This is a genomic window from Paenibacillus sp. BGI2013, assembly GCF_002843485.1.
GTDB classification, from domain to species: Bacteria; Bacillota; Bacilli; order Paenibacillales; family Paenibacillaceae; genus Paenibacillus; species Paenibacillus amylolyticus.
On the sequence record NZ_PJFA01000003.1, the window covers coordinates 87,325 to 108,679 of the forward strand.

Consider the following 21,355-nt stretch of genomic DNA (forward strand, 5'->3'; position numbering starts at 1 on the left):
ACGGATGTGATGCCGATGTCATTCAGTATGACCGGATACGGTCAATCCGCCTTTCATTTTGGCGGCTATAAGGTACAATTAGAGATCAAATCTGTTAATCATCGTTATTGCGAAGTGATGATGCGTCTGCCAAGAGAGTGGACGTATTATGAAGACGGTTTGAGGAAGATCGTACAGAGTCGTTTGAAACGTGGACGGATTGATGTTTATGTAATGAAAGAAAAAGAGGAAGACCAGGCTCTTCCCGCTGTTCTGAATGAACAGACGGTCAGGGCCTATCTGCAGGCTGCAGAGCAACTGGAGACCCAATATGGATTGCAGGGCAAACCAAGTATTGTGGATATGCTTGGGCTGCCGGACGTCATGGTTCATTCGGATGGGACAAGTTCCATTCCCGAAGAGCAGAAGGACGAATGGGAGCGAGTTCTGCAGGAAGGATTGAAAGAGGCTCTGTCCAGCCTTGAACAGATGCGCGCTCGCGAGGGTCTTCATCTGGCCAGTGATCTGGAACGGCGGATTACCCGTCTGGAGTCACTGCATACCGAAATGCTTGATCTTGCACCGACTGTGGTAAGTGATTATCGCAACAAGCTAAGACAAAGGCTTACGGAAATGCAGGAAGAAGGCTCTTTCCCTTTTGATGAGCATAAATTGGGTATGGAAATTGCAATGTTTGCCGATCGTTCTAACATAGAAGAGGAGCTTACGCGTCTACAGAGTCACTTTGGACAGAGCAGGGAACTGCTGAAGAGTGATGAGCCCGTAGGTCGTAAGTTGGACTTTCTAATTCAAGAGATGAATCGGGAAGTCAATACGATTGGATCAAAAGCCAACCATTTGGCTCTGGTGAATCGTGTTGTCGAGATGAAGGCGGAGCTGGAGAAGATTCGTGAGCAAGCTGCGAATATCGAATGAACGGCCACATTTCGGCAAAAGAGTCGCATGTATAGGGGGAAGAACCTGATTATGGCAATCAAACTCATTAACATTGGATTCGGTAACATCGTATCGGCGAACCGGATTATATCCATCGTGAGTCCGGAATCGGCGCCGATCAAGAGAATTATACAAGAGGCAAGAGATCGTCACATGCTGATTGATGCAACGTACGGAAGACGTACTCGTGCCGTAATTATTACGGATAGCGATCATGTCATTTTGTCTGCAGTTCAGCCTGAGACGGTCGCCCATCGTCTTTCTTCGAAAGATGATGATAACGACGAATAAAATGGAGTGTAATATGTCTAAGGGATTACTGGTAGTGTTGTCCGGCCCATCTGGGGTCGGGAAGGGTACTGTATGCAGCGCTTTGCGCAAACGGGTGCCGGAATTGATCTATTCCGTATCGGCAACAACCCGTCAGCCTCGTCTTGGTGAAGAACATGGTGTGAACTATTTCTTCAGAAGTCATGAAGAGTTCCAGAACATGATTGCTGAAGATCAATTGTTGGAACATGCGGAGTATGTTGGTAATTATTACGGAACACCGCGTGATTTTGTAGAGAAAACGATTAACGAAGGCCGCGACATCATTCTGGAGATTGAGGTTCAAGGCGCGTTAAAAGTGAAAGAGAAATTCCCGGAAGGGATCTTTGTTTTCCTGCTTCCTCCTTCATTGGACGAGCTGAAAGATCGCATTCAGGGCCGTGGTACCGAAAGCCAAGCGACCATTGATCACAGGATGTCCGTGGCGGTTGATGAGATCAGTCTGCTGGAGCAGTATGATTACGCTGTTGTTAATGATGAAATTGATTTGGCGTGCAAGAGAATAGAAAGCATCATAATCGCCGAACATTGTAAGATCAATAAATAATCCCTTTTGCCGCTGCAGAATGCGATATAAGTGGGGCAGTTGTCATATCATATACTGAAGCACCCCTTCTCGGAATGCCCGGGTGTGAAGACATGCCACATCAGTTCTGTCAGGCGGCAACTTGCGATTATACTAATGCGAAGAGGTGTTTGTTAATATGCTGTATCCTTCTATTGATGAAATGATGAACAAAGTCGACAGCAAGTATTCCCTTGTTGTTGCTGCTTCCCGCCGGGCTAGACAGCTACGTGAAGGTGAAAAAACGGATTTAAGAGGTGCGAGATCCCATAAACAAGTTGGAGTTGCACTGGAAGAAATCTATGGAGACCTGCTCGTTGTCATCAAAGGACAGGACGAAGAAGAAGAGTAAGCCGCCTGCGGCTGCTCTTCAACTGCATACGGCGTAAGCCGGATTAATTGACAACCGCGAGGTTGTTATTTTTTTACGAATAAGCATATTTTAACGGAATCTTACTTAGACGTCGTATAAATATCGGGGGAAATAAACATGTTGAACGGTAAAAAAATCGTGCTTGGTGTGACTGGCGGCATAGCCGCTTACAAAGCGGCAACATTATGCAGCAGACTGGTGCAAAAGGGAGCGGATGTTCATGTGATTATGACAGCTTCCGCTACACAGTTTATTACCGAATTGACGCTGCAAACGTTGACCCGAAACACCGTATATACCGATACATTTGATGAGCGTGAACCAGCAGTCGTATCTCATATTCATCTGGCCGATCTGGCTGATCTTGTTCTGGTTGCTCCGGCAACAGCCAATGTGATTGCCAAGATGGCGCATGGCATGGCAGATGATATGCTCTCAACAACTCTTCTTGCGACGACAGCCCCTGTCATGATTGCACCAGCGATGAATGTACATATGTATGATCATCCAGCTGTAAAGCATAATATGAACCTGCTTGTGGAACGAGGCGCCATGATGATTGAACCGGGTGAAGGTCTGCTTGCGTGTGGATATGTGGGCAAGGGACGTCTGGAAGAACCGGAGAGCATTGTGGATGTGGTGGAACGTTTCTTCGAACAGCGCGAGTCTGCAGATATTAGCCGGCAGGGACAAGCTCCATTGTTACAAGGCAAGAAGGTTGTCGTTACGGCTGGAGGTACGATTGAGCGCATTGACCCAGTACGATACATTACGAACGATTCATCTGGCAAAATGGGATTTGCCATAGCCGCAGCTGCGCGTGATCTGGGGGCAGATGTGAAATTGGTTATGGGCAGTACCCAATCCAAGCCACCGGAGAACGTGGAGTTGATCCCTGTACAGTCTGCACAGGATATGTATGAAGCGGTAACACGCGAGTGGGACGATGCTGATATCGTGGTTAAGGCGGCGGCAGTTGCCGATTATCGTCCAAAGGAAGTTTATACTGAGAAGATCAAGAAGAAAGGCGACACGCTGTCGCTCGAACTTATTAAAAATATAGATATTCTTGAAACACTGGGCAAACAGAAAACCCATCAGTTTTTGATTGGTTTTGCTGCGGAGACTCAGTCAGTTGAGATGTATGCACGTGAGAAATTGGAACGGAAAAACTGTGATCTGATCGTAGCCAATGATGTAACCCGCACGGGTGCAGGATTTGGAACAGACACCAACGCGGTACATATCTATGACCGGGAAGGTTTGGTGGAGGAGCTTCCAGTGATGGCCAAGGACGATGTGGCTCATCGGTTGCTCCAGATTGCGGCGGAGCGCATTGCCGGGAGGAATTAGGATATGGAGATTGCCAAGGTCATAGTCGATGTTCCCGTGAAGGAAACAGATCGGCCGTTTGATTACCTGGTACCTGAATCGATGAGAGAATGGATCGAGATTGGCAGCCGGGTGGGTGTGCCTTTTGGTCATCGGACGGTGCAGGGATTCGTGATTGATCTTGTGCCGCGTACCGGAGAGGAAACATTCAAGCTTAAGCAGATTCAGGAGTTACTGGACATTGTTCCCCCGTTGTCAAAGGATTTGGTTGAGTTGGCCGAATGGATGAGTGGACGTTATGCCAGTAACCGGATTTTGTCATTGCAGGTCATGGTGCCGACGGCATTGAAAGGGAAAGCAGAGCGATACATCTCGCTGGGAGATGCACTTGATGGACAGATGGCGGGTGCACAACCGGATGATGAGGTGTTATTTGTTTGGGGAGAAGAGTCTACGACTGAGAAAGTACAGCAGGATATCATCCGTTTTGTCAAAAGTCGGGGTCAGGTACCGCTGCAACAACTGAGTCGGAAATATCCCAATCATGCTGCACTAATTAAGAAATTATTGCTTGGTGGTGTACTGCTGGAAAGTCAGGCCATCAAGGACAAGTTAAATAAAAAAACGATGAAGTCCGTTGATCTGGCTGTAGATATTGCTGCTGCTCAGGAAGCACTTGCTTCATTCCCGGCGAAAGCGCAGCGGCAGAAGGAGATTCTGGCTTTTTTGCTGGAAATGAAAGAACTGCTGCCCATGCCGATGAAAGAAGTGTTATCTACACTACAGGTATCGGCCGCAACCATTAAAGGGCTTGAGGAAAAGGGATTGATCGTCACCGAGGACGTTGAGGTCTTCCGTGACCCTTATCAGGGCAGGACGTTCAAAGCGACTGAACCGCTGGTTCTGACCGATGAGCAAAAACTTGTCTACGACAATATCAATGGCCGATTGCAGGAACAACGCCATGGGGTATTTTTGCTACATGGTGTTACGGGTAGTGGCAAGACGGAAGTCTACCTTCAAACCATTCAACAATGCATCGAACAGGATCGCCAGGCTATCGTACTGGTGCCTGAGATTGCACTCACACCACAGATGGTAGAACGTTTTAAAGGGCGATTTGGGGACCAAGTTGCTGTTATGCACAGTCGTCTGTCTGGCGGTGAACGTTATGATGAATGGCGCAAGATTCGTGAGGGTCAGGTGAAGGTTGCGATTGGGGCGCGTTCAGCTGTATTTGCTCCATTCAGTCGGCTTGGGTTGATCATTATGGATGAGGAACACGAGACTTCCTACAAACAGGAGGAAACTCCGAAATATCATGCTCGTGATGTAGCGGTAAAAAGAGCACAGCAGCACGAGGCCGTGGTTGTTCTGGGTTCAGCGACACCTTCGCTGGAAAGTTATTACGCGGCACGCTCGCAGAGTAATGATGATTTTGCACCACTCTTGCTGGAGATGCCAACACGGGCACTGGGTAACAAGTTGCCTGAAGTGCGGATCGTTGATATGCGTGAAGAGTTGAAGGATGGCAACCGCTCCATGTTCAGCAGGGCTTTGCACAAAGGGCTGGAGGAACGCTTGGAGCGTGGTGAACAGACGGTGCTTTTGCTGAATCGCCGTGGATATTCGACCTTTGTTATGTGCCGAAGTTGTGGATATGTGGCAGGTTGTCCTGAATGTGATATTTCATTGACGTATCATCAGCGCTCGAATAATCTCCGTTGTCATTACTGCGGGTATGCGGAAGCGGCTCCGGAAGTGTGTCCGGACTGTGGAAGTGAGCATATTCGATACTTTGGTACAGGTACACAGCGAGTCGAGGAAGAGCTTGCCAAGCTCTTCCCGGGTATTCGGGTCATTCGGATGGATGTGGATACAACAACGGAAAAAGGGGCTCACGAGAAGCTACTGAAACAGTTTCGTGAGAAAAAGGCGGATGTATTGCTGGGCACCCAGATGGTTGCGAAGGGACTTGATTTCCCGGATGTAACCCTGGTTGGCGTGATAACAGCGGATTCAGCGTTGAATTTACCTGATTTCCGTGCTGCGGAAAAAACGTTTCAGTTATTAACACAGGTAGCTGGCCGAGCGGGTCGGCACCAATTGCCTGGTGAAGTGTTTGTTCAGTCCTATACGCCGGAACACTACTCCATTGGCCATGCGAGTCAGCATGACTATGTGTCGTTTGTACGTGAGGAATTGCTGCACCGTCGCAATTTGCAATATCCGCCATACTGTCGCCTGATTCTGGTGACCTTTTCGCATGAGCAACTTCCGGTATTGATTCGTCTTGCCGAGAACTATACGCGAATACTGAAAGAGAAGGCTAATGCGGCCGGATGGCTCGGCAGTCTGGATCGATTCAGCAATGATGCCTTTGATGTACTGGGGCCGGTAGCGTCTCCGATTCCTCGGATCAAGAATAGATACAGATTCCAATGTATGATAAAATGGCGGGGGGATGTAGACGCCATAGGACTCGCTCTGGCTACGGCCCGGCGCATGGACGATGATGTTCAGGCGCAAAAATTGCTTATTAGTCTGGATGTAGACCCGCAAATGTTAATGTAAGCATTTTGCAGCAATGCGGATGTAAACAAGCGGTATAAACATAGATTAAAATGAATATCCCAAAAATACAGATATCGTCCTGAAATTATGATGAGGATTAGGAAGGTGCTTACAACATGTCGATTCGCATTATCGTGCAAGAACCAGATGAGGTGCTCCACAAGAGAGCCAAAGAGGTAACCAAAATTACACCAAATGTACAAAAATTGCTGGATGATATGGCTGATACCATGTACGATGCGGAAGGTGTGGGTCTTGCTGCGCCGCAGGTTGGTATTTTGAAACGTCTGATTGTTATTGACGCAGGTGATGAGCAAGGGCTGATCAAGATGATTAACCCGGAGATCATTGCAAGTGAGGGAGAACAATTTGGACCAGAAGGTTGTCTGAGTATCCCTGGAATTAATGGTGATGTTCGCCGTTTCGAGACCGTTACAGTTAAAGGTCTGGATCGTGAAGGCAAAGAGCTGATTATTACGGGTAGTGGCTTGCTGTCCCGTGCATTCCAGCATGAGATTGATCATCTGGATGGCGTACTCTTTACGGATGTCGCCGAGAAAGTGTACGAAATTGCAGCCGATCAAACGGGACCGCGTCGTAATTAAGGAGTGATCAATTTGAATATTGTCTTTATGGGAACGCCTGAATTTGCAGTTCCTTCTCTCGATATGCTGATGGCAGAGGGATACAATGTGGTGGGTGTGGTGACTCAGCCTGATAAACCACAGGGACGCAAAAAAGTACTTACGCCAACACCGGTTAAGGCCGCGGCAGAACGCCACGGTCTGCCGGTGTTTCAACCTGTTAAATTGCGTGATCCGGAAGCCGTAGCCCGCTTGGCTGAATGGGAGCCGGATCTGATCGTAACCGCGGCCTTTGGACAGATTCTGCCCAAAGCCGTGCTGGATATGCCTGTTCGTGGTTGTGTGAACGTGCATGGCTCTCTTTTACCGAAATATCGGGGAGGAGCCCCGATCCAACGTTCCATTATTAACGGGGAATCCGTGACAGGAGTCACATTGATGTATATGGCTGAAGGCCTGGACACCGGAGATATGATCTCGCGTGTGGAACTGCCAATTACGGATGAAGATACATCAGGATCAATGTTTGATAAATTAAGTGAGGCTGGTTCCAAACTGCTTCAGACAGAAATGCCACGATTGATTGCAGGCGAGACAACGGCGGTCCCTCAGGATGATGCCGAGGCTTCATATGCTCGCAATCTGACTCGGGATGACGAGAAAATGGACTGGAGTCGTACTTCACGTGAACTGTTCAATCAGATTCGTGGTCTTGTGCCATTCTCCGGTGCATTTACGATGTGGGATGATCAGGTCTTCAAAGTTTGGGCTGCGGCTAACCCCAATCAGGTGGACCTAGAAACTTCTTCGGATGCTGGACAAGCAGAGCCGGGAACGGTGCTGCAATTGAATAAGGCAGGGATTGAAGTCCGCACAGGCAATGGGTCTCTCTGGTTGACTGAAGTGCAGCCAGCAGGTAAAAAGGTGATGCAGGCCGCTGACTTTGCTCGCGGTGGTACACTGAAACCTGGAACGGTGCTGCGATGAGCGATAACATACCAGGTCGTTCGTCAGGAAAAGGCCAGAAAGCTAATGGAAATTCATCCGGACGTGAAGGAAACCGGCGTTCGAATTCGGGTAAATCGGGTGGTGCATCGCGCTCCCAGCAACCCAAAACATCTGCTCGTACATTGGCAGTCAAGGTTCTGAGTGCTGTTGAGCAAGATGGAGCATACAGTAATCTGGAGTTGAACCGCCGTCTGAAAGAGGCGGATTTAAGCCCCGCAGATGCTGGACTAGCTACCGAATTGGTGTATGGAACAATCGCCAGATTGAATACACTTGATTATTTTCTGGAACGTTACGTCGCCAAAGGAGTATCCAAACTGCAACCATGGGTTCGTAGCCTGCTGCGAATCAGCGTCTATCAGATGATATACCTGGATCGTATTCCGGAGCATGCCGTGGTGAGCGAAGCGGTTAATCTGGCGAAGAAACTGGGCCATCAGGGAATCTCGGGTATGGTGAATGGAGTGCTCCGCAATATGATCCGCAATCGGGATGAACTTCGTATTCCAGAACATCTGTCCGCTGCAGAACGTATTTCACTGGAGCATTCCCACCCGTTATGGATGGTTGAACGCTGGATTGCCCAGTACGGCGAAGAGACAGCGGAAGCGATCTGTCGTGCGAATAATGAGCCGCCAGCGGTGAGTGTCCGGGTCAACACAACAATGACCACACGGGAGAAACTGATGCATGAGATGACCAGTACAGGTGCAGTCGTTGAAGCTTCTCAGCTGAGTTCCGATGGAATTCTTGTACGTAGTGGCGGAAACATGGCTCTAACGTCCTGGTATCGGGACGGGTTGTTCTCTGTACAGGACGAAAGTTCCATGCTTGTCGCTGAAGCAGTTGCGCCAGAAGTAGACCAACTTGTATTGGATTGCTGCGCAGCTCCAGGTGGTAAAACAGCTCATATGGCTGAGAAAATGCAGGATCGCGGTCGTATTGTCGCGAATGATGTACATGCTCACAAGCGCCAGCTGATCCTGGATCAGGCGGAGCGTCTCGGTCTGACTTGTATCGATGCTGTAACTGGAGATGCACTAGACCTGAATGAACGGTACCCGGAAGCGTCGTTTGACCGCATTTTGCTGGATGCACCATGTTCAGGTCTGGGTGTTATTCGCCGCAAGCCTGATGTGAAATGGACCAAAACCGTAAAAGATATCGAAGATATCGCAGGCTTGCAACGTGAATTGCTTGATCAGGTTGCGCCGTTGTTAAAACCAGGTGGTATTCTGGTGTATAGCACGTGTACGATTGAGCCTGCTGAGAATGAGGATATGGTTGCAGACTTCTTGAATCGACATCCGGAATACAGCCCAGCAGAAGCATCCGTCTGGTCTGAATCGGAGACAGCGAACTTGAAGGTTGTGAACGGTGGTATTCAGATTTTGCCACAATACGCTCACAGTGACGGATTTTTCATCGCACGGTTGACAAAAACAGTGGAATAACAGTTTAATAGAGCACGGAAGTATGACCGCCGAGGGGAACTTCGGCGGATTTCTTTGTGATGGGACTTCGATATAATTGTCAGAGAATGTGGTGACAGGGTGCGATGGCGGCATTGAGATGTTATAATGCATGAAGTACAGATATCAAGGGTATACATGGATGTAACGTGGTCTTTGTGATAGAATAGGACGAATGGAACGAAAAGAAGGAAGCCAACGAAAAGAAAAGAAGGAATAGGTGTTGACAACAAAATGAAACCTTTTATATATGATTATTCTCTGGAACAACTGCAGCAATGGGCTGTGGAGAATGGGGAGCCGGCGTTTCGCGGTGGCCAAATCTTTGACTGGATTTATGTAAAACGCGTGAATGATTTCAGTGAAATGACCAATCTGTCCAAGCCATTGCGTGAAAAACTGACAGAGCAATTTGAATTTGTAACGCTTAAGGAAATTACCAAGTTTGAATCCAAGGATGGAACGGTTAAATTCCTCTTTGGTCTTCATGATGATCATGCCATTGAGACAGTAATCATGAAGCATAACTACGGGAACAGCATCTGTGTAACCACACAGGTTGGTTGTCGTATTGGTTGTACGTTCTGTGCATCCACATTGGGTGGTCTCAAGCGTAACCTTACGGCTGGGGAGATTGTTGCACAGGTTGTGCAGGCTCAGAAAATTCTGGATGAACGGGGCGAGCGTGTCAGCAGCATCGTGATCATGGGTTCGGGTGAACCTTTTGAAAACTATGAAGCTACGATGACTTTCCTGCGCATTATGATTCATGAAAAAGGGCTGAACATCGGTCAGCGTCACATCACGGTATCCACGAGCGGAATCGTTCCGAACATCTACAAGTTTGCAGATGAAGATACACAGATTAACCTCGCCATTTCGATCCATGCACCAAATGATGCACTGCGTTCGAAATTGATGCCGGTTAACCGTCGTTTTCCTTTTGAAGACGTGATGGAGTCCCTTCGTTATTATCTGGCCAAAACAGGTCGGAGAATTACGTTCGAGTATGCACTTATTGGTGGGGTAAACGATCAGCCAGAGCATGCAGCAGAACTGGCAAGTGTGCTTAAGAACATGTTGTGCCACGTGAATCTGATTCCGGTTAACCATGTACCTGAACGCAAATATGTAAGAACATCGAGAAGCGACATTTTCAATTTTCAGAAGATTCTCTCGGAACAGGGTGTTAATGTAACCATTCGTCGTGAACAGGGACATGATATTGCTGCCGCTTGCGGTCAGCTTCGTGCAAAGCATATGGAGTTGAGGTGAGAACGTTTTGATCAAAACAGTTCATGTGAGCCATATCGGACGAGTGCGTTCGGTGAATGAAGATTCAGCCTGGATTCGTAATCTCGATACAGGATATATTCTGGGTATTGTTGCCGATGGCATGGGTGGACATCTTGCAGGGGATACGGCAAGCCGCTTGGCAGTAGAGACGTTGGTGAAAGATCTGGGAACACTGGAACCAGGTCTGTCACATGCGTCTCTGTCTGCGGCTCTCAGCGATGCTATTTTGCATGCCAACGAAGTTATCTTCCGCACGGCATCAACAGATGACAAGTATCACAACATGGGAACAACGGTAGTTGCGGCTTTATTGAACGATACGGAAGGTGTTATTGGACACATCGGTGATAGCAGAGCCTACAAAATTGCGAACAAAGCTGTGATCCAGCTAACCGAGGACCATACACTGGTGAATGAATTGTTCAAAAATGGTCAGATTAGCAAAGAGGATGTGTCCCATCATCCACGTCGCAACGTACTAACTCGTGCGCTTGGAACAGATGCCGAGGTGAAGGTAGATCTGGATACCGTCAAGCTGGAGGAAGGCGAAGTTCTTCTCCTGTGCAGTGATGGTCTCAGTAACCTGGTCAGCAATGAGCAGATTATTCAGGTTGCCGGCAATCTGGAACTGGCATTGGAAGATCGTGCAGACCGACTGCTTCAGTTGGCTTTACTTGCTGGGGGAGACGACAACATCACGGTTGCTTTGTTCGAGTTGCAGAGGGAAGGTTCCGTGGATACGGAAACGGGGTGTGAGTCATGATTGGGCACCAGCTAGGCGGACGCTATGAAGTGATTGAGCGTGTCGGTGGTGGCGGCATGGCTCTTGTGTACAAAGCCCAGGATCTTCTGTTGAACCGGAATGTAGCGATCAAAGTTCTTAGACAACAGTTTGTGCATGACGAAGAGTTTATTCGCCGTTTCCGCAGGGAAGCACAGTCGGCAGCATCGCTGTCTCATCCGAATGTAGTCAGCATTTATGACGTGGGGCAGGAAGATGACGTTCATTATATTGTCATGGAGTATGTGGAAGGCAAAAACCTGAATGAAATTATCAAAGAACGTGCCCCTCTGCAGGTGGACGAATCGGTGCGAATCGCTTCCCAGATTGCAGATGCTCTTGATCATGCACATCATAATCAAATCATTCATCGGGATATCAAACCCCACAATATATTAATTGGCCGGAATGGCCGTGTGAAAGTAACGGATTTCGGGATTGCCCGTGCGGTTACATCTACAACGATTACGCAGACCGGTTCCGTAGTTGGTTCTGTACATTACTTCTCACCAGAGCATGCCAAAGGCATCGTTACTGGTGAAAAATCGGACTTATATTCTCTTGGGATCGTACTTTACCAAATGCTTACCGGGCAACTTCCGTTTCTGGGTGAAAGTCCAATCAGTGTGGCATTGAAGCATTTGCAGGAAGAGTTCGATGAACCACGCAAATTCAATCCATTGATTCCGCAAAGTGTGGAAAATGTCATCTTAAAATCCATGCGTAAAAATCCGCAGGAACGTTATCAGTCGGCCAAAGAAATGCAGACCGATCTGGAAACTTGCCTGATGCCGGAGAGACGAAATGAAACGAAGATTGATTTTCCGGATGAGGATGATATAGACCAGACTCGCGTAATGCCAGCGATCAAGCCTGAACCGCGTGGAGTTACATCGACGGGTGCGGTGCCTGTGATGGAGTCTGACGAAGAAACTGGCAAGGGTAAAGCGAAATCGAAGAGCTGGAAGAAGCCAGCTCTACTCATTTCATTAACCGTTCTTATTCTAATCGCCATGGTGGGTGTTGTATGGTATGTCAAGGGTATGTTGGTTGTACCTGAAGTTACCGTACCTAACGTGATCACCCAGACTGAAGAAAAGGCTCGGGAAATGCTTGAGGAGAAAGGACTCGTCGTCAGTGATGAGGTCATCCGTCTGTACCAGGAAGGTGTCGAACCCGGTATTGTGTTTGACCAGAGCAGAAAAGAAGGCGATGTTGTCAAAGAAGGCTCCGAAGTCCAGATCAGTGTTGGTGCAGAAAAAGAACTGGTGAAGATGATTGATGTCAAACAAGAAACTTATGATGAGGCTGTCAAGAAGTTGACTGCGCTTGGCATTAAGGAAGATCAGATTCAGCGGAAAGATGACTTCTCCAATGATGTGGCTTCAGGTTCTGTTATTTCCCAGACACCGGGTGTCAATGAGGAATTTGATCCAGAGACAGTTCAGATTGAGTTAACCGTAAGTAAAGGCACTGAAACGGTCAAAATGCCTGATCTGAAAAATCTTACCCGCAGTGAAGCCGAAGAAAAACTTAAATCTGCTGGACTTGAGCTTGCTCAGGTACAGGAAGAACAAAGTTATACGGTAGAAAAGGGCAAAGTGACGCAGCAATGGCCTGTGGAAGCGGGCGCAGATGTGAGTCCTGGCGATAAGATTACGATCTTTATCAGCACAGGGTATCCACCTGAAGCGCTGCAATATCCTTTTGATATCAATGTATCACCCAAAGAAGAGGGCAAAAACAGTAAAATCCGTATCACATATGAAGATGCACGTGGCAAGAATCAGGAATGGGGAACTCGCACCGTGAACTCAACCCAGATCTTGACCATTCCACTTGTACTCGCTCCAAATGAAAATGGGGCTGTGTCCGTCTATCGTGATGGACAGTTCCTGGATACGTATCTTGTCTCCTACAGTGAAGCCAAAAACGGAACAGTAAACGTACCTTCCATTGACCCGGAACAAAGCACTGAGACGCCGCCAGAAAATGAGCCTGATCCAGGTGAAGGTAGCGTGGATGAGGGAAGTGTTGATTCCAATCAGGAAGGTGAACCTGAGTCCACACCGGCAGACGGTGAGGGTGAGAGCGTAGATGAGGACACTTCTGCCATGAATAATGGTAAGGGGCACGGCAAGGAAAAAGAGAAGAAAAAGGAAGTCATTAACGCATCAAGCCGTCCATAAGGGCGGCTTATGCTGGCGTCTGGAGTAAATGTACCACCATCTAAAGGAGGGCGTCGGAGCTATGCCAGAAGGTATCATCGTTAAAGCGCTAAGCGGTTACTATTATGTCATGCCAGTGGAAGACAACGGGGTTCCTTCGGTTGAAGGTTCCGCCGTTCAATGTCGAGCCAGAGGTATCTTCAGAAAGCGGGGAACATCACCGCTTGTAGGTGATCGCGTCAGCTACATGTTGACTGAGAATGGAGAAGGAACGGTTGATGAAATTCGGAAGCGTGAGACGGAACTTATCCGTCCTCCTGTAGCCAATGTAAGTTTGGCTGTTCTTGTGTTCTCTGTGAAGGAACCGGATATGAACCTGAACCTGTTGGACAAGTTCCTTGTTCACATCGAACAGGCGGGGCTGGATGCACTCATTGTGTTGACCAAACTGGATTTGGCTGATCCATCCAAAGACACTGTTGCTGAAGTGAAAGCATTGTATGAACAGGTTGGTTATGAGGTGATCTCCACAAGTTCACGTACCGGTGAAGGCAGTGAATTGCTCAGAGACCGTCTGGCTGGTAAGATCAGCGTATTCTCCGGACAATCCGGTGTAGGCAAGTCTTCGATGTTAAATGCATTGATGCCGGGCCTGACGCTGGAGACAAATGCGATCAGCATGCGTCTAGGACGAGGGAAACACACCACCAGGCACGTGGAGCTTATTCCGTTGGATAATGGTGGATTTGTTGCGGATACGCCAGGATTCAGCCAACTGGACTTTCTGGAGATCGGTGTGGAGGAACTCTCCACTTGTTTCCGGGAATTCGCCCAGTATGCAGATCAGTGCAAATTCCGAGGTTGTACCCATACACATGAACCAGGCTGTCGTGTGCTTGCGGCCAAGGAGGAAGGTCTGATCTCCGAAAGCCGATATCAGCACTATGTGCTGTTCCTGAACGAAATGAAAGATAAGAAGCGGAGGTATTAACATGATTAAAATTGCCCCATCGATATTATCAGCTGATTTTGCCCGCCTTGGTGCGGAAGTTGCAGAAGCCCAAGCTGCAGGAGGAGACTGGATTCATGTTGACGTTATGGACGGCCATTTCGTCCCTAATATTACGCTTGGACCTGCGATTGTGAAGGCAATCGCTCCACATACAAGCTTGCCGCTCGATGTGCATTTGATGATTGAGAATCCGGAGCGTTATGTTGAGGAATTTGCCAAAGCGGGTGCAGCGGTAATTACCGTTCATGCTGAGGCTTGTGTGCATTTGCACCGCGTTATTCATTTAATTAAGGAGCAAGGAGTGAAAGCAGGAGTTGCCCTTAATCCAGGAACGCCAGCGTCTGCCATTCTCGAAGTTCTGGATGATGTGGATATGGTTCTTGTCATGACGGTCAATCCTGGCTTTGGCGGACAGGCATTTATCTCGGGTACGATGAACAAAATCAAGCAGATTCGTACCTGGTTGAACGAAAAGGGACGCCATGATGTACATATCGAAGTAGATGGCGGAATTGCTGCCGATACAGCCCCGCTTGTGGTGGAAGCTGGAGCAGATGTGCTCGTTGCTGGGAGTGCCGTATTTGGCCGTGAGGATCGCGCTGCCGCGATTACTGAAATTCGCCGTAGCTACGGAGGCTGATCTATGACCCTCAAGGAGACACTGTGGACGATGGCTGCGAGTCTCGTGACGGGACTTGTGCTTGCTTTGTTTGCGGTTATTCAATCCCCGTTTAATGCTATTACGTCATTAATCGGGGTAGGCGTTGTTATTATGTATTTCCGCAAATTTGATCGTACGGGACATCGGGTTACTTTTGTCATTTTCGGCATACTGTATTATTTACTGAGTGTTTTCATGATCGCTGCCTATCAATATATTCCTGCCCAAACGTAAATGACCTGATCTTCGGGCTTGTCATTGTGGAATAGGGATCGAAGGTTCCGCATAAATATGGTTACATGAGCAGGTTTCTCATGTAGCCTTTTTTGTCGTGTTTGAGGTAAAGAAGGCCTGAAGCATAGGATACGGCGGACGCATGAGCATGATGGGGAGGGTGAATTATGAAATTTTACACATTCAAACTGCCGAAGTTTTTGGGAGGGTTTGTAAAGGCGATTCTTAATACGTTTCAAAAGAACTGATCCGATTGATAAGGTAACAGGGATACCGCCGCTTTGGCTCAGGCTTATCTGGAATTCGTACCTGCGAAGCGCCATGCGGCGGCCATTCACATGTTAATGAGCGTATTCAAGAATCCCTTTTTTGAATACCAAAAAAGCACCTGCAAGGAACAAGGTGCTTTTTGCTTACCCGATTTATAGTAGCTTTGCGTGATTATACGCGAGTCACTTTACCGGCTTTCAGTGCACGGGTGCTTACGTATACACGTTTTGGTTTGCCGTCAACGAGAATGCGGACCTTCTGAACGTTTACGCCCCAAGTACGACGGTTACGGTTGTTAGCGTGGGATACGTGGTTACCGGTGCCCGGTTTCTTACCTGTCACATAACATTTGCGAGACATAGATTACACCTCCTATCCTAAAATAACCAGTTGCCTTCAGAAACGAAAAGTCATTCCATAAGGACTAAATTGTTCTTCCTGATCATAAAGATCAGGTTTCAGTAGCTAATGGCGTTGTTTAAGCCGGCATGAACCGGATCATTTCCATTACTTAACCTGCATAAAACAATACTTGAATATAATATCATAATTAAAAAAGCTTCGTCAACTGATCCAAAAACTTTATTTATTTCTCCTGTCTAATATAGTACAATGTTGAGTAGTCCATAATACAGTGGTGAACAGGCTGTTGCCGCGAGGAAGTCGGAGAATAAACCGTACTTAGAGGTCGGTGGTCTGCTTTTTGGCAACGCTGTGAGCTGCGGCATTCCATCATTGGCACCAGTCTCCATGCGGCATTCATGCCGGCTCTTGATACCGGTGCATATCCGTATGCCCCGAAGTTAGGGGTGCAGAGAGTGCAGGATATTGGTAGCCCGGCCGCCCAGACCGTTAATCCGGCTGACATGTTGTATTGTATGCCTGTGCCGGACAAGGTATGGACGAAGAATAACGCAGTCCGCGTTAGCGCATGAACAGACCAGACACATCTTGGTGCAAGGTGTTCGTGTATCAAGCTAGGAAGGGGAATTCTCACTTGAGTATACGTTCTTTAAATGGAACAGATTTCACCGCAATGGTACTTGCCGGAGCGGAACAACTTGGACAGCATGCAGAGCACGTCAATTCCCTGAATGTTTTCCCTGTGCCGGATGGTGACACGGGAACGAACATGAATTTGACAATGAGTGCAGGAGTCGCAGAGATTAAAAGAAAAAGTTCTGCCTCCATCGGCGAAGCTGCCGGTATTCTATCGAAAGGCCTGCTTATGGGCGCACGGGGGAATTCAGGAGTTATTCTGTCGCAATTGTTCCGTGGTTTTAGTCGTTCAGCTGCTCCCTATGAGGAACTGAATACGCTCCAATTTGCAGCAGCCCTGCAGAACGGCGTTGACGCAGCTTACAAAGCAGTCGTAAAGCCCGTTGAAGGGACCATTCTTACCGTAGCCAAGGAAGCGGCGAAACATGCCAACTACTACGCAAGACGGACGAATGATATTACTGAATTAATGAATGAAGTTTTGTTAAAAGCAAAAGAAGCACTGGCAATGACTCCGGAATTACTGCCTGTACTGAAACAGGTTGGTGTTGTGGATTCAGGTGGTCAGGGGCTTGTATATATCTACGAGGGCTTTATGGAAGTATTGCTGCAAAGTGACGGAGGGAGTCGGACTTCACTGAACAAAGAAGTAACCCCATCCGTGGCAGCAACTGCTTTGAAACCGGCTGCACCGACAGAAGTGGATATCAAGAAGCCTGCACAGCAGCAGGTGATTGCACCGGAGATGCCATTGTCTGCTCAGGCGAGACTGGAAACGGAAGATATTGAATTCCTGTATGATATGGAATTCTTCATTAATCGTGAGCTTGGAGAGAACGCAGGAGTAGCATTTGATGACGAAGCATTCCGGAAAGCGTTGTCAGTTAATGGGGATTCGATCATCATCATTGCCGACGATGAAGTCATCAAAGTTCATGTCCATTCCAAGACACCAGGCGATGTATTAAACCTGGCGCTGCATTATGGTGAGATTACACAGATTCATATTCTCAATATGCGTGAACAGCATCGGGATCTCCTGACAGCAGGCATGGATATTGCTCCATCACCTGAATTGTTTGCAGAGATTCCACCTGAGGCAGCGCGCAGTATGGAAGAGGCTGTGCTTCCTGCAGATGAGATGGCACCGTATGGTTTTATTGCGGTATCCTCCGGTGACGGTATTGCAGAGATCTTCCAAAGTCTTGGCGTTGATGTTGTTCTGTCCGGAGGACAGACGATGAATCCGAGTACTGAGGATTTTGTAAAAGCCGTTCGTTCCATTGCTGCGGAGCAGGTATTTATACTCCCGAATAACTCGAATATTGTACTGGCTGCCGAGCAGGCTCGTGAATTGCTTGAAGATGAGCGCCGGATTACGGTTATTCCAAGCAAGACCATTCCACAGGGAATGGCTGCTGCTTTTGCTTTCCAAGAAGATGAGTCTGCGGAAACAAACCGTGACCAAATGTTGGAGGCCATTAGCCGGGTGCAGTCGGGTCAAGTGACTCATGCAGTTCGTGATACGCAATATGATGAACTGGATATCAAGGCGGGGCACTATATCGGTATTCATAACTCCAAAATTGTAGCGACGGATGAAACCATGCTTCAAGCATGTGAAGGTCTGCTCAAACAGATGATGGAGAGTGGAGATGAAGTGGTGACGATCCTTGAAGGGGACGAAGCTGACCCTGAGGTTACTGCTGCCCTCGCTGCATGGCTTGAAGAACAGTATCCTGATGCTGAGGTAGAGGTACATCTTGGAGGACAGCCGGTGTATTATTATCTGTTCTCCGTAGAGTCCTAATAGCACTCTAGCGAAGAGGAGGAGAGTCATGAGCCACAAGGTTACGATAGTAACAGACAGTACGGCAGATATTCCCGAAGAACTCATTCGCAAATACGGGATTCATATTGTTCCGCTACGTGTTCTATTCGGTGAAGAGACCTATGCAGATGGCGTTGATCTGACTTCGGAACAGTTCTACGAAAAGTTGAAGAAGGTATCTGTGTTGCCTACAACTTCACAGCCATCTCCAACCGATTTCATGAATGTGTACCAATCACTTCTTGATGAGAACCCGGAACGTCCGATTGTATCGATCCACCTGTCATCCGGCATGAGTGGTACCTACCAATCGGCCATGCTTGGCAAGTCTTTGCTGGAGCGTGAGGGTGACATCACCGTGCTGGATTCGAAGTCAGCATCGTATGGATACGGTCTAATGGTGGTACAGGCTGCTGAACTTGCCGAACAGGGCAAGTCAGCAGTCGAAATCGCTGCGGCTATTGAAGGGATGCAACAATCGCGTAAATTGTTCTTTCTCGTGGATACTTTGGAGTATCTGCAAAAGGGCGGTCGGATTGGCAAAGCTTCAGCCATTTTGGGAACGTTGCTTAACATTAAGCCGATCCTGTCTATTGATGAAGAAGGCGTTATCTACGCAGTTGAGAAAGTCAGAGGTCATAAAAAAGCAATGGCACGCATTATTGAGCTGTTCCAGAAGGATCTTGCAGGCAAACGGGTGAACCTGGCGGTAGGTCATACCGCTGACCCGGGATCAGCGATCGCTTGTGCAGAGCAGCTGCGGGGTCATTTTACACTGAATGAAGTGATCTATACCAATATTGGAGCCGTAATAGGCAGTCATGTTGGACCTGGTGTCATTGCGATCTTTATGTGGCCTGTTCCGGAATGAGGGATTAGACATGAAATTGGAAGAAATATCAGTTAAGCAAATTAACGGCGTGAGTGCTCTCAAAGAGGGAGAGCTTCACGCCTTTGGCATCTCTACTGTTAAAGACCTGCTTGAATATTATCCGTTCCGTTACGAGGATTATCGTCTGCGTTCACTTAGTGAAGTGAAGGATGGGGACAAGATTACGGTCCAGGGACAGGTGATGGGTATTCCTGTATTACAACGATACGGTAAAAAGTCCCGTCTTACCTGTAAGATCATGACGGAAGAGTGGATGATTACAGCCACCTGGTTCAATCGCCATTTCCTCAAAGAACAACTAACCCCCAATCGGGAGATTGTGATTACGGGAAAATGGGAACAAAAACGCATGCAGATGACAGTTACTGACTCGGAGTTCCCTGATAAAGGCGATGGGCGTTCAGGTACATTGCAACCTGTATATTCGGTAACCGGCAAACTGACGCAACAATGGATGCGAAAAACGATCAATCAAGGGTTAATTCAATTCGGAGATATGATTCCTGAGATTCTGCCTCAGTCCTTGATGAAGAAATACAGCTTGATGCCTCGTAAACAAGCGATTGCGGGAATTCATCGTCCACAGGACAACCGGGAAGGTCAACAGGCCAGACAGCGGATGGTATATGAAGAGCTGTTTCTGTTCCAGTTGAAAATGCAGGCGTATCGTGCGCTCAACCGGAATCGCATGGATGGTGTGGTACATACCACGGACAATACGACGATTCGTGAGTTTGTACGCAGTTTACCTTTTGAACTGACAGATGCTCAGAAAAAGGTGGAGCTTGAAATTCTGCATGATATGCGTTCGCCCTATGCAATGAATCGGTTATTGCAGGGTGATGTCGGATCAGGTAAAACGGTTATTGCGGCAATTGCGCTATACACAACTGTTCGATCTGGGTTCCAAGGGGCTCTGATGGTGCCTACGGAGATTCTGGCGGAACAGCATATGCGCTCACTGCAAAAACTGTTTGAACCGTTTGGGGTAACCGTAGGGCTGTTAACGGGCAGTGTAAATGGACGCAAACGTAAAGATCTGATCGCCTCGTTGCAAATGGGCATGATTGATATCGTGGTGGGTACACACGCCCTGATTCAGGAAGATGTTTTCTTCCGTGATCTGGGTCTTGTGGTGACGGACGAGCAGCATCGCTTCGGGGTGAATCAGCGAAGCGTTTTACGACGCAAAGGATATAATCCGGATGTGTTAACGATGACGGCTACGCCAATTCCACGGACACTTGCGATTACGGCTTTTGGGGATATTGAAGTATCGACGATCTCGGAACGTCCGAAGGGACGGATTCCCATCTCCACGTATTGGGTCAAACACGATATGATGGAGCGGGTGCTCGGGTTTATCTCCAGAGAAGTGGATCAGGGCCGTCAGGCCTATCTGATCTGTCCGCTCATTGAAGAGTCGGAGAAGCTGGATGTGCAGAATGCTATTGATCTGCATGTGCAGATGCAACAGAACTTTCCAAAATATCGTGTAGGTCTGTTGCATGGCCGGATGACGGCTGCGGAGAAAGAAGAGATGATGCGGGACTTTTATAGCAATGATATTCAGTTGCTTGTCTCCACCACCGTTGTCGAGGTTGGGGTCGATGTGCCAAATGCCACGTTGATGGTCATTATGGACGCGGACCGCTTCGGTCTCTCCCAGCTGCATCAGCTTCGTGGTCGGGTCGGTCGTGGTGCGCATGCTTCCTATTGTGTACTCATTGCTGATCCCAAGACGGAGGTTGGACAGGAACGCATGAAGGTCATGACGGAAACGGAGGATGGATTCGAGGTATCCCGGCGTGACCTCGATCTCCGGGGTCCGGGTGATTTCTTTGGTACCAAACAGAGCGGACTACCCGAGTTCCGTCTTGCCGATATGGTTGCCGATTTTGCTGTGCTGGAACAGGCCAGAGATGACGTGACCCACTTAATTGAGGATGCGACTTTCTGGACCTCCATGGACTATGCACCTCTGCGTGATTTCCTACAGCAACAGCAAGTATTCAAGGGTGATCTGATTGACTAAAG

General features: G+C 48.1%; 21 protein-coding genes. 20 read left to right on the forward strand and 1 reads right to left on the reverse strand.

Annotation, left to right across the window (positions count from 1 at the left end; genetic code table 11):
* Positions 1-15: 15 nt before the first annotated feature.
* From CXK86_RS07770 to spoVM, 16 genes are all read left to right on the forward strand, one after another.
* Positions 16-915 carry a YicC/YloC family endoribonuclease gene (locus CXK86_RS07770; protein ID WP_036614623.1) on the forward strand — a complete coding sequence of 300 codons (900 nt, stop codon included), beginning with the start codon at positions 16-18 and terminating at the stop codon, positions 913-915.
* A 51-nt stretch (positions 916-966) separates the two neighbouring features.
* Positions 967-1,227: an extracellular matrix/biofilm regulator RemA gene (gene remA / locus CXK86_RS07775; RefSeq protein ID WP_006209218.1), complete on the forward strand. Its 261-nt coding sequence runs from the start codon at positions 967-969 to the stop codon at positions 1,225-1,227.
* A 13-nt stretch (positions 1,228-1,240) separates the two neighbouring features.
* Complete coding sequence (gene gmk / locus CXK86_RS07780; RefSeq protein ID WP_017687445.1) at positions 1,241-1,813, forward strand: guanylate kinase; 573 nt, start codon at positions 1,241-1,243, stop codon at positions 1,811-1,813.
* 157 nt (positions 1,814-1,970) lie between these two features.
* Positions 1,971-2,183: a DNA-directed RNA polymerase subunit omega gene (rpoZ, locus tag CXK86_RS07785; protein ID WP_036614619.1), complete on the forward strand. Its 213-nt coding sequence runs from the start codon at positions 1,971-1,973 to the stop codon at positions 2,181-2,183.
* A gap of 138 nt (positions 2,184-2,321) precedes the next feature.
* The gene (gene coaBC, locus CXK86_RS07790; protein ID WP_101313591.1) at positions 2,322-3,557 is read left to right on the forward strand and encodes a bifunctional phosphopantothenoylcysteine decarboxylase/phosphopantothenate--cysteine ligase CoaBC; all 1,236 of its coding nucleotides are present in this window, start codon (positions 2,322-2,324) and stop codon (positions 3,555-3,557) included.
* A gap of 3 nt (positions 3,558-3,560) precedes the next feature.
* Entirely contained in the window at positions 3,561-6,110 is a 2,550-nt protein-coding gene (priA, locus tag CXK86_RS07795; RefSeq protein ID WP_101313592.1) for a primosomal protein N', read from the forward strand.
* Positions 6,111-6,226: 116 nt separating this feature from the next.
* Positions 6,227-6,715 carry a peptide deformylase gene (def, locus tag CXK86_RS07800; RefSeq protein ID WP_017687449.1) on the forward strand — a complete coding sequence of 163 codons (489 nt, stop codon included), beginning with the start codon at positions 6,227-6,229 and terminating at the stop codon, positions 6,713-6,715.
* 12 nt (positions 6,716-6,727) lie between these two features.
* The gene (gene fmt, locus CXK86_RS07805; protein ID WP_101313593.1) at positions 6,728-7,681 is read left to right on the forward strand and encodes a methionyl-tRNA formyltransferase; all 954 of its coding nucleotides are present in this window, start codon (positions 6,728-6,730) and stop codon (positions 7,679-7,681) included.
* Positions 7,678-9,156 (forward strand): 16S rRNA (cytosine(967)-C(5))-methyltransferase RsmB, encoded by a 1,479-nt coding sequence (gene rsmB, locus CXK86_RS07810; protein WP_083684417.1) that lies wholly within the window; start codon positions 7,678-7,680, stop codon positions 9,154-9,156. The genes fmt and rsmB overlap by 4 nt, the downstream gene beginning before the upstream one ends.
* 252 nt (positions 9,157-9,408) lie before the next feature.
* The gene (gene rlmN, locus CXK86_RS07815; RefSeq protein WP_036614609.1) at positions 9,409-10,449 is read left to right on the forward strand and encodes a dual-specificity RNA methyltransferase RlmN; all 1,041 of its coding nucleotides are present in this window, start codon (positions 9,409-9,411) and stop codon (positions 10,447-10,449) included.
* Between the two features lie 7 nt (positions 10,450-10,456).
* Positions 10,457-11,233 (forward strand): Stp1/IreP family PP2C-type Ser/Thr phosphatase, encoded by a 777-nt coding sequence (locus tag CXK86_RS07820; protein WP_036614606.1) that lies wholly within the window; start codon positions 10,457-10,459, stop codon positions 11,231-11,233.
* Positions 11,230-13,440 (forward strand): Stk1 family PASTA domain-containing Ser/Thr kinase, encoded by a 2,211-nt coding sequence (gene pknB, locus CXK86_RS07825; RefSeq protein ID WP_076250883.1) that lies wholly within the window; start codon positions 11,230-11,232, stop codon positions 13,438-13,440. The genes CXK86_RS07820 and pknB overlap by 4 nt, the downstream gene beginning before the upstream one ends.
* Before the next feature lie 61 nt (positions 13,441-13,501).
* Positions 13,502-14,410: a ribosome small subunit-dependent GTPase A gene (gene rsgA / locus CXK86_RS07830; RefSeq protein WP_076250885.1), complete on the forward strand. Its 909-nt coding sequence runs from the start codon at positions 13,502-13,504 to the stop codon at positions 14,408-14,410.
* 1 nt (position 14,411) lies between these two features.
* Positions 14,412-15,071 (forward strand): ribulose-phosphate 3-epimerase, encoded by a 660-nt coding sequence (rpe, locus tag CXK86_RS07835; RefSeq protein WP_017687456.1) that lies wholly within the window; start codon positions 14,412-14,414, stop codon positions 15,069-15,071.
* 3 nt (positions 15,072-15,074) lie between these two features.
* Positions 15,075-15,326 carry a hypothetical protein gene (locus CXK86_RS07840; protein WP_047843680.1) on the forward strand — a complete coding sequence of 84 codons (252 nt, stop codon included), beginning with the start codon at positions 15,075-15,077 and terminating at the stop codon, positions 15,324-15,326.
* 167 nt (positions 15,327-15,493) lie between these two features.
* A complete protein-coding gene (gene spoVM, locus CXK86_RS07845) occupies positions 15,494-15,574 on the forward strand; it encodes a stage V sporulation protein SpoVM (RefSeq protein WP_019424875.1) in 81 nt (26 codons plus the stop codon).
* Positions 15,575-15,767: 193 nt separating this feature from the next.
* Here spoVM and rpmB read toward each other — a convergent pair whose 3' ends face one another.
* Positions 15,768-15,956, reverse strand: a complete 189-nt coding sequence (rpmB, locus tag CXK86_RS07850; RefSeq protein WP_017687459.1) for a 50S ribosomal protein L28 — start codon at positions 15,954-15,956, stop codon at positions 15,768-15,770.
* Positions 15,957-16,357: 401 nt separating this feature from the next.
* On the opposite strand from rpmB, the gene CXK86_RS32010 reads away from it, so the two are divergent.
* The 4 genes from CXK86_RS32010 (at position 16,358) to recG (ending at position 21,353) form a co-directional block, all read left to right on the forward strand.
* A complete protein-coding gene (locus CXK86_RS32010; protein WP_155985128.1) occupies positions 16,358-16,531 on the forward strand; it encodes a hypothetical protein in 174 nt (57 codons plus the stop codon).
* A 62-nt stretch (positions 16,532-16,593) separates the two neighbouring features.
* Positions 16,594-18,405 (forward strand): DAK2 domain-containing protein, encoded by a 1,812-nt coding sequence (locus CXK86_RS07855; RefSeq protein WP_076250887.1) that lies wholly within the window; start codon positions 16,594-16,596, stop codon positions 18,403-18,405.
* Positions 18,406-18,433: 28 nt separating this feature from the next.
* Complete coding sequence (locus tag CXK86_RS07860) at positions 18,434-19,297, forward strand: DegV family protein (RefSeq protein ID WP_076250889.1); 864 nt, start codon at positions 18,434-18,436, stop codon at positions 19,295-19,297.
* A 10-nt stretch (positions 19,298-19,307) separates the two neighbouring features.
* Positions 19,308-21,353: an ATP-dependent DNA helicase RecG gene (gene recG, locus CXK86_RS07865; protein ID WP_076250891.1), complete on the forward strand. Its 2,046-nt coding sequence runs from the start codon at positions 19,308-19,310 to the stop codon at positions 21,351-21,353.
* Positions 21,354-21,355 lie beyond the last annotated feature (2 nt).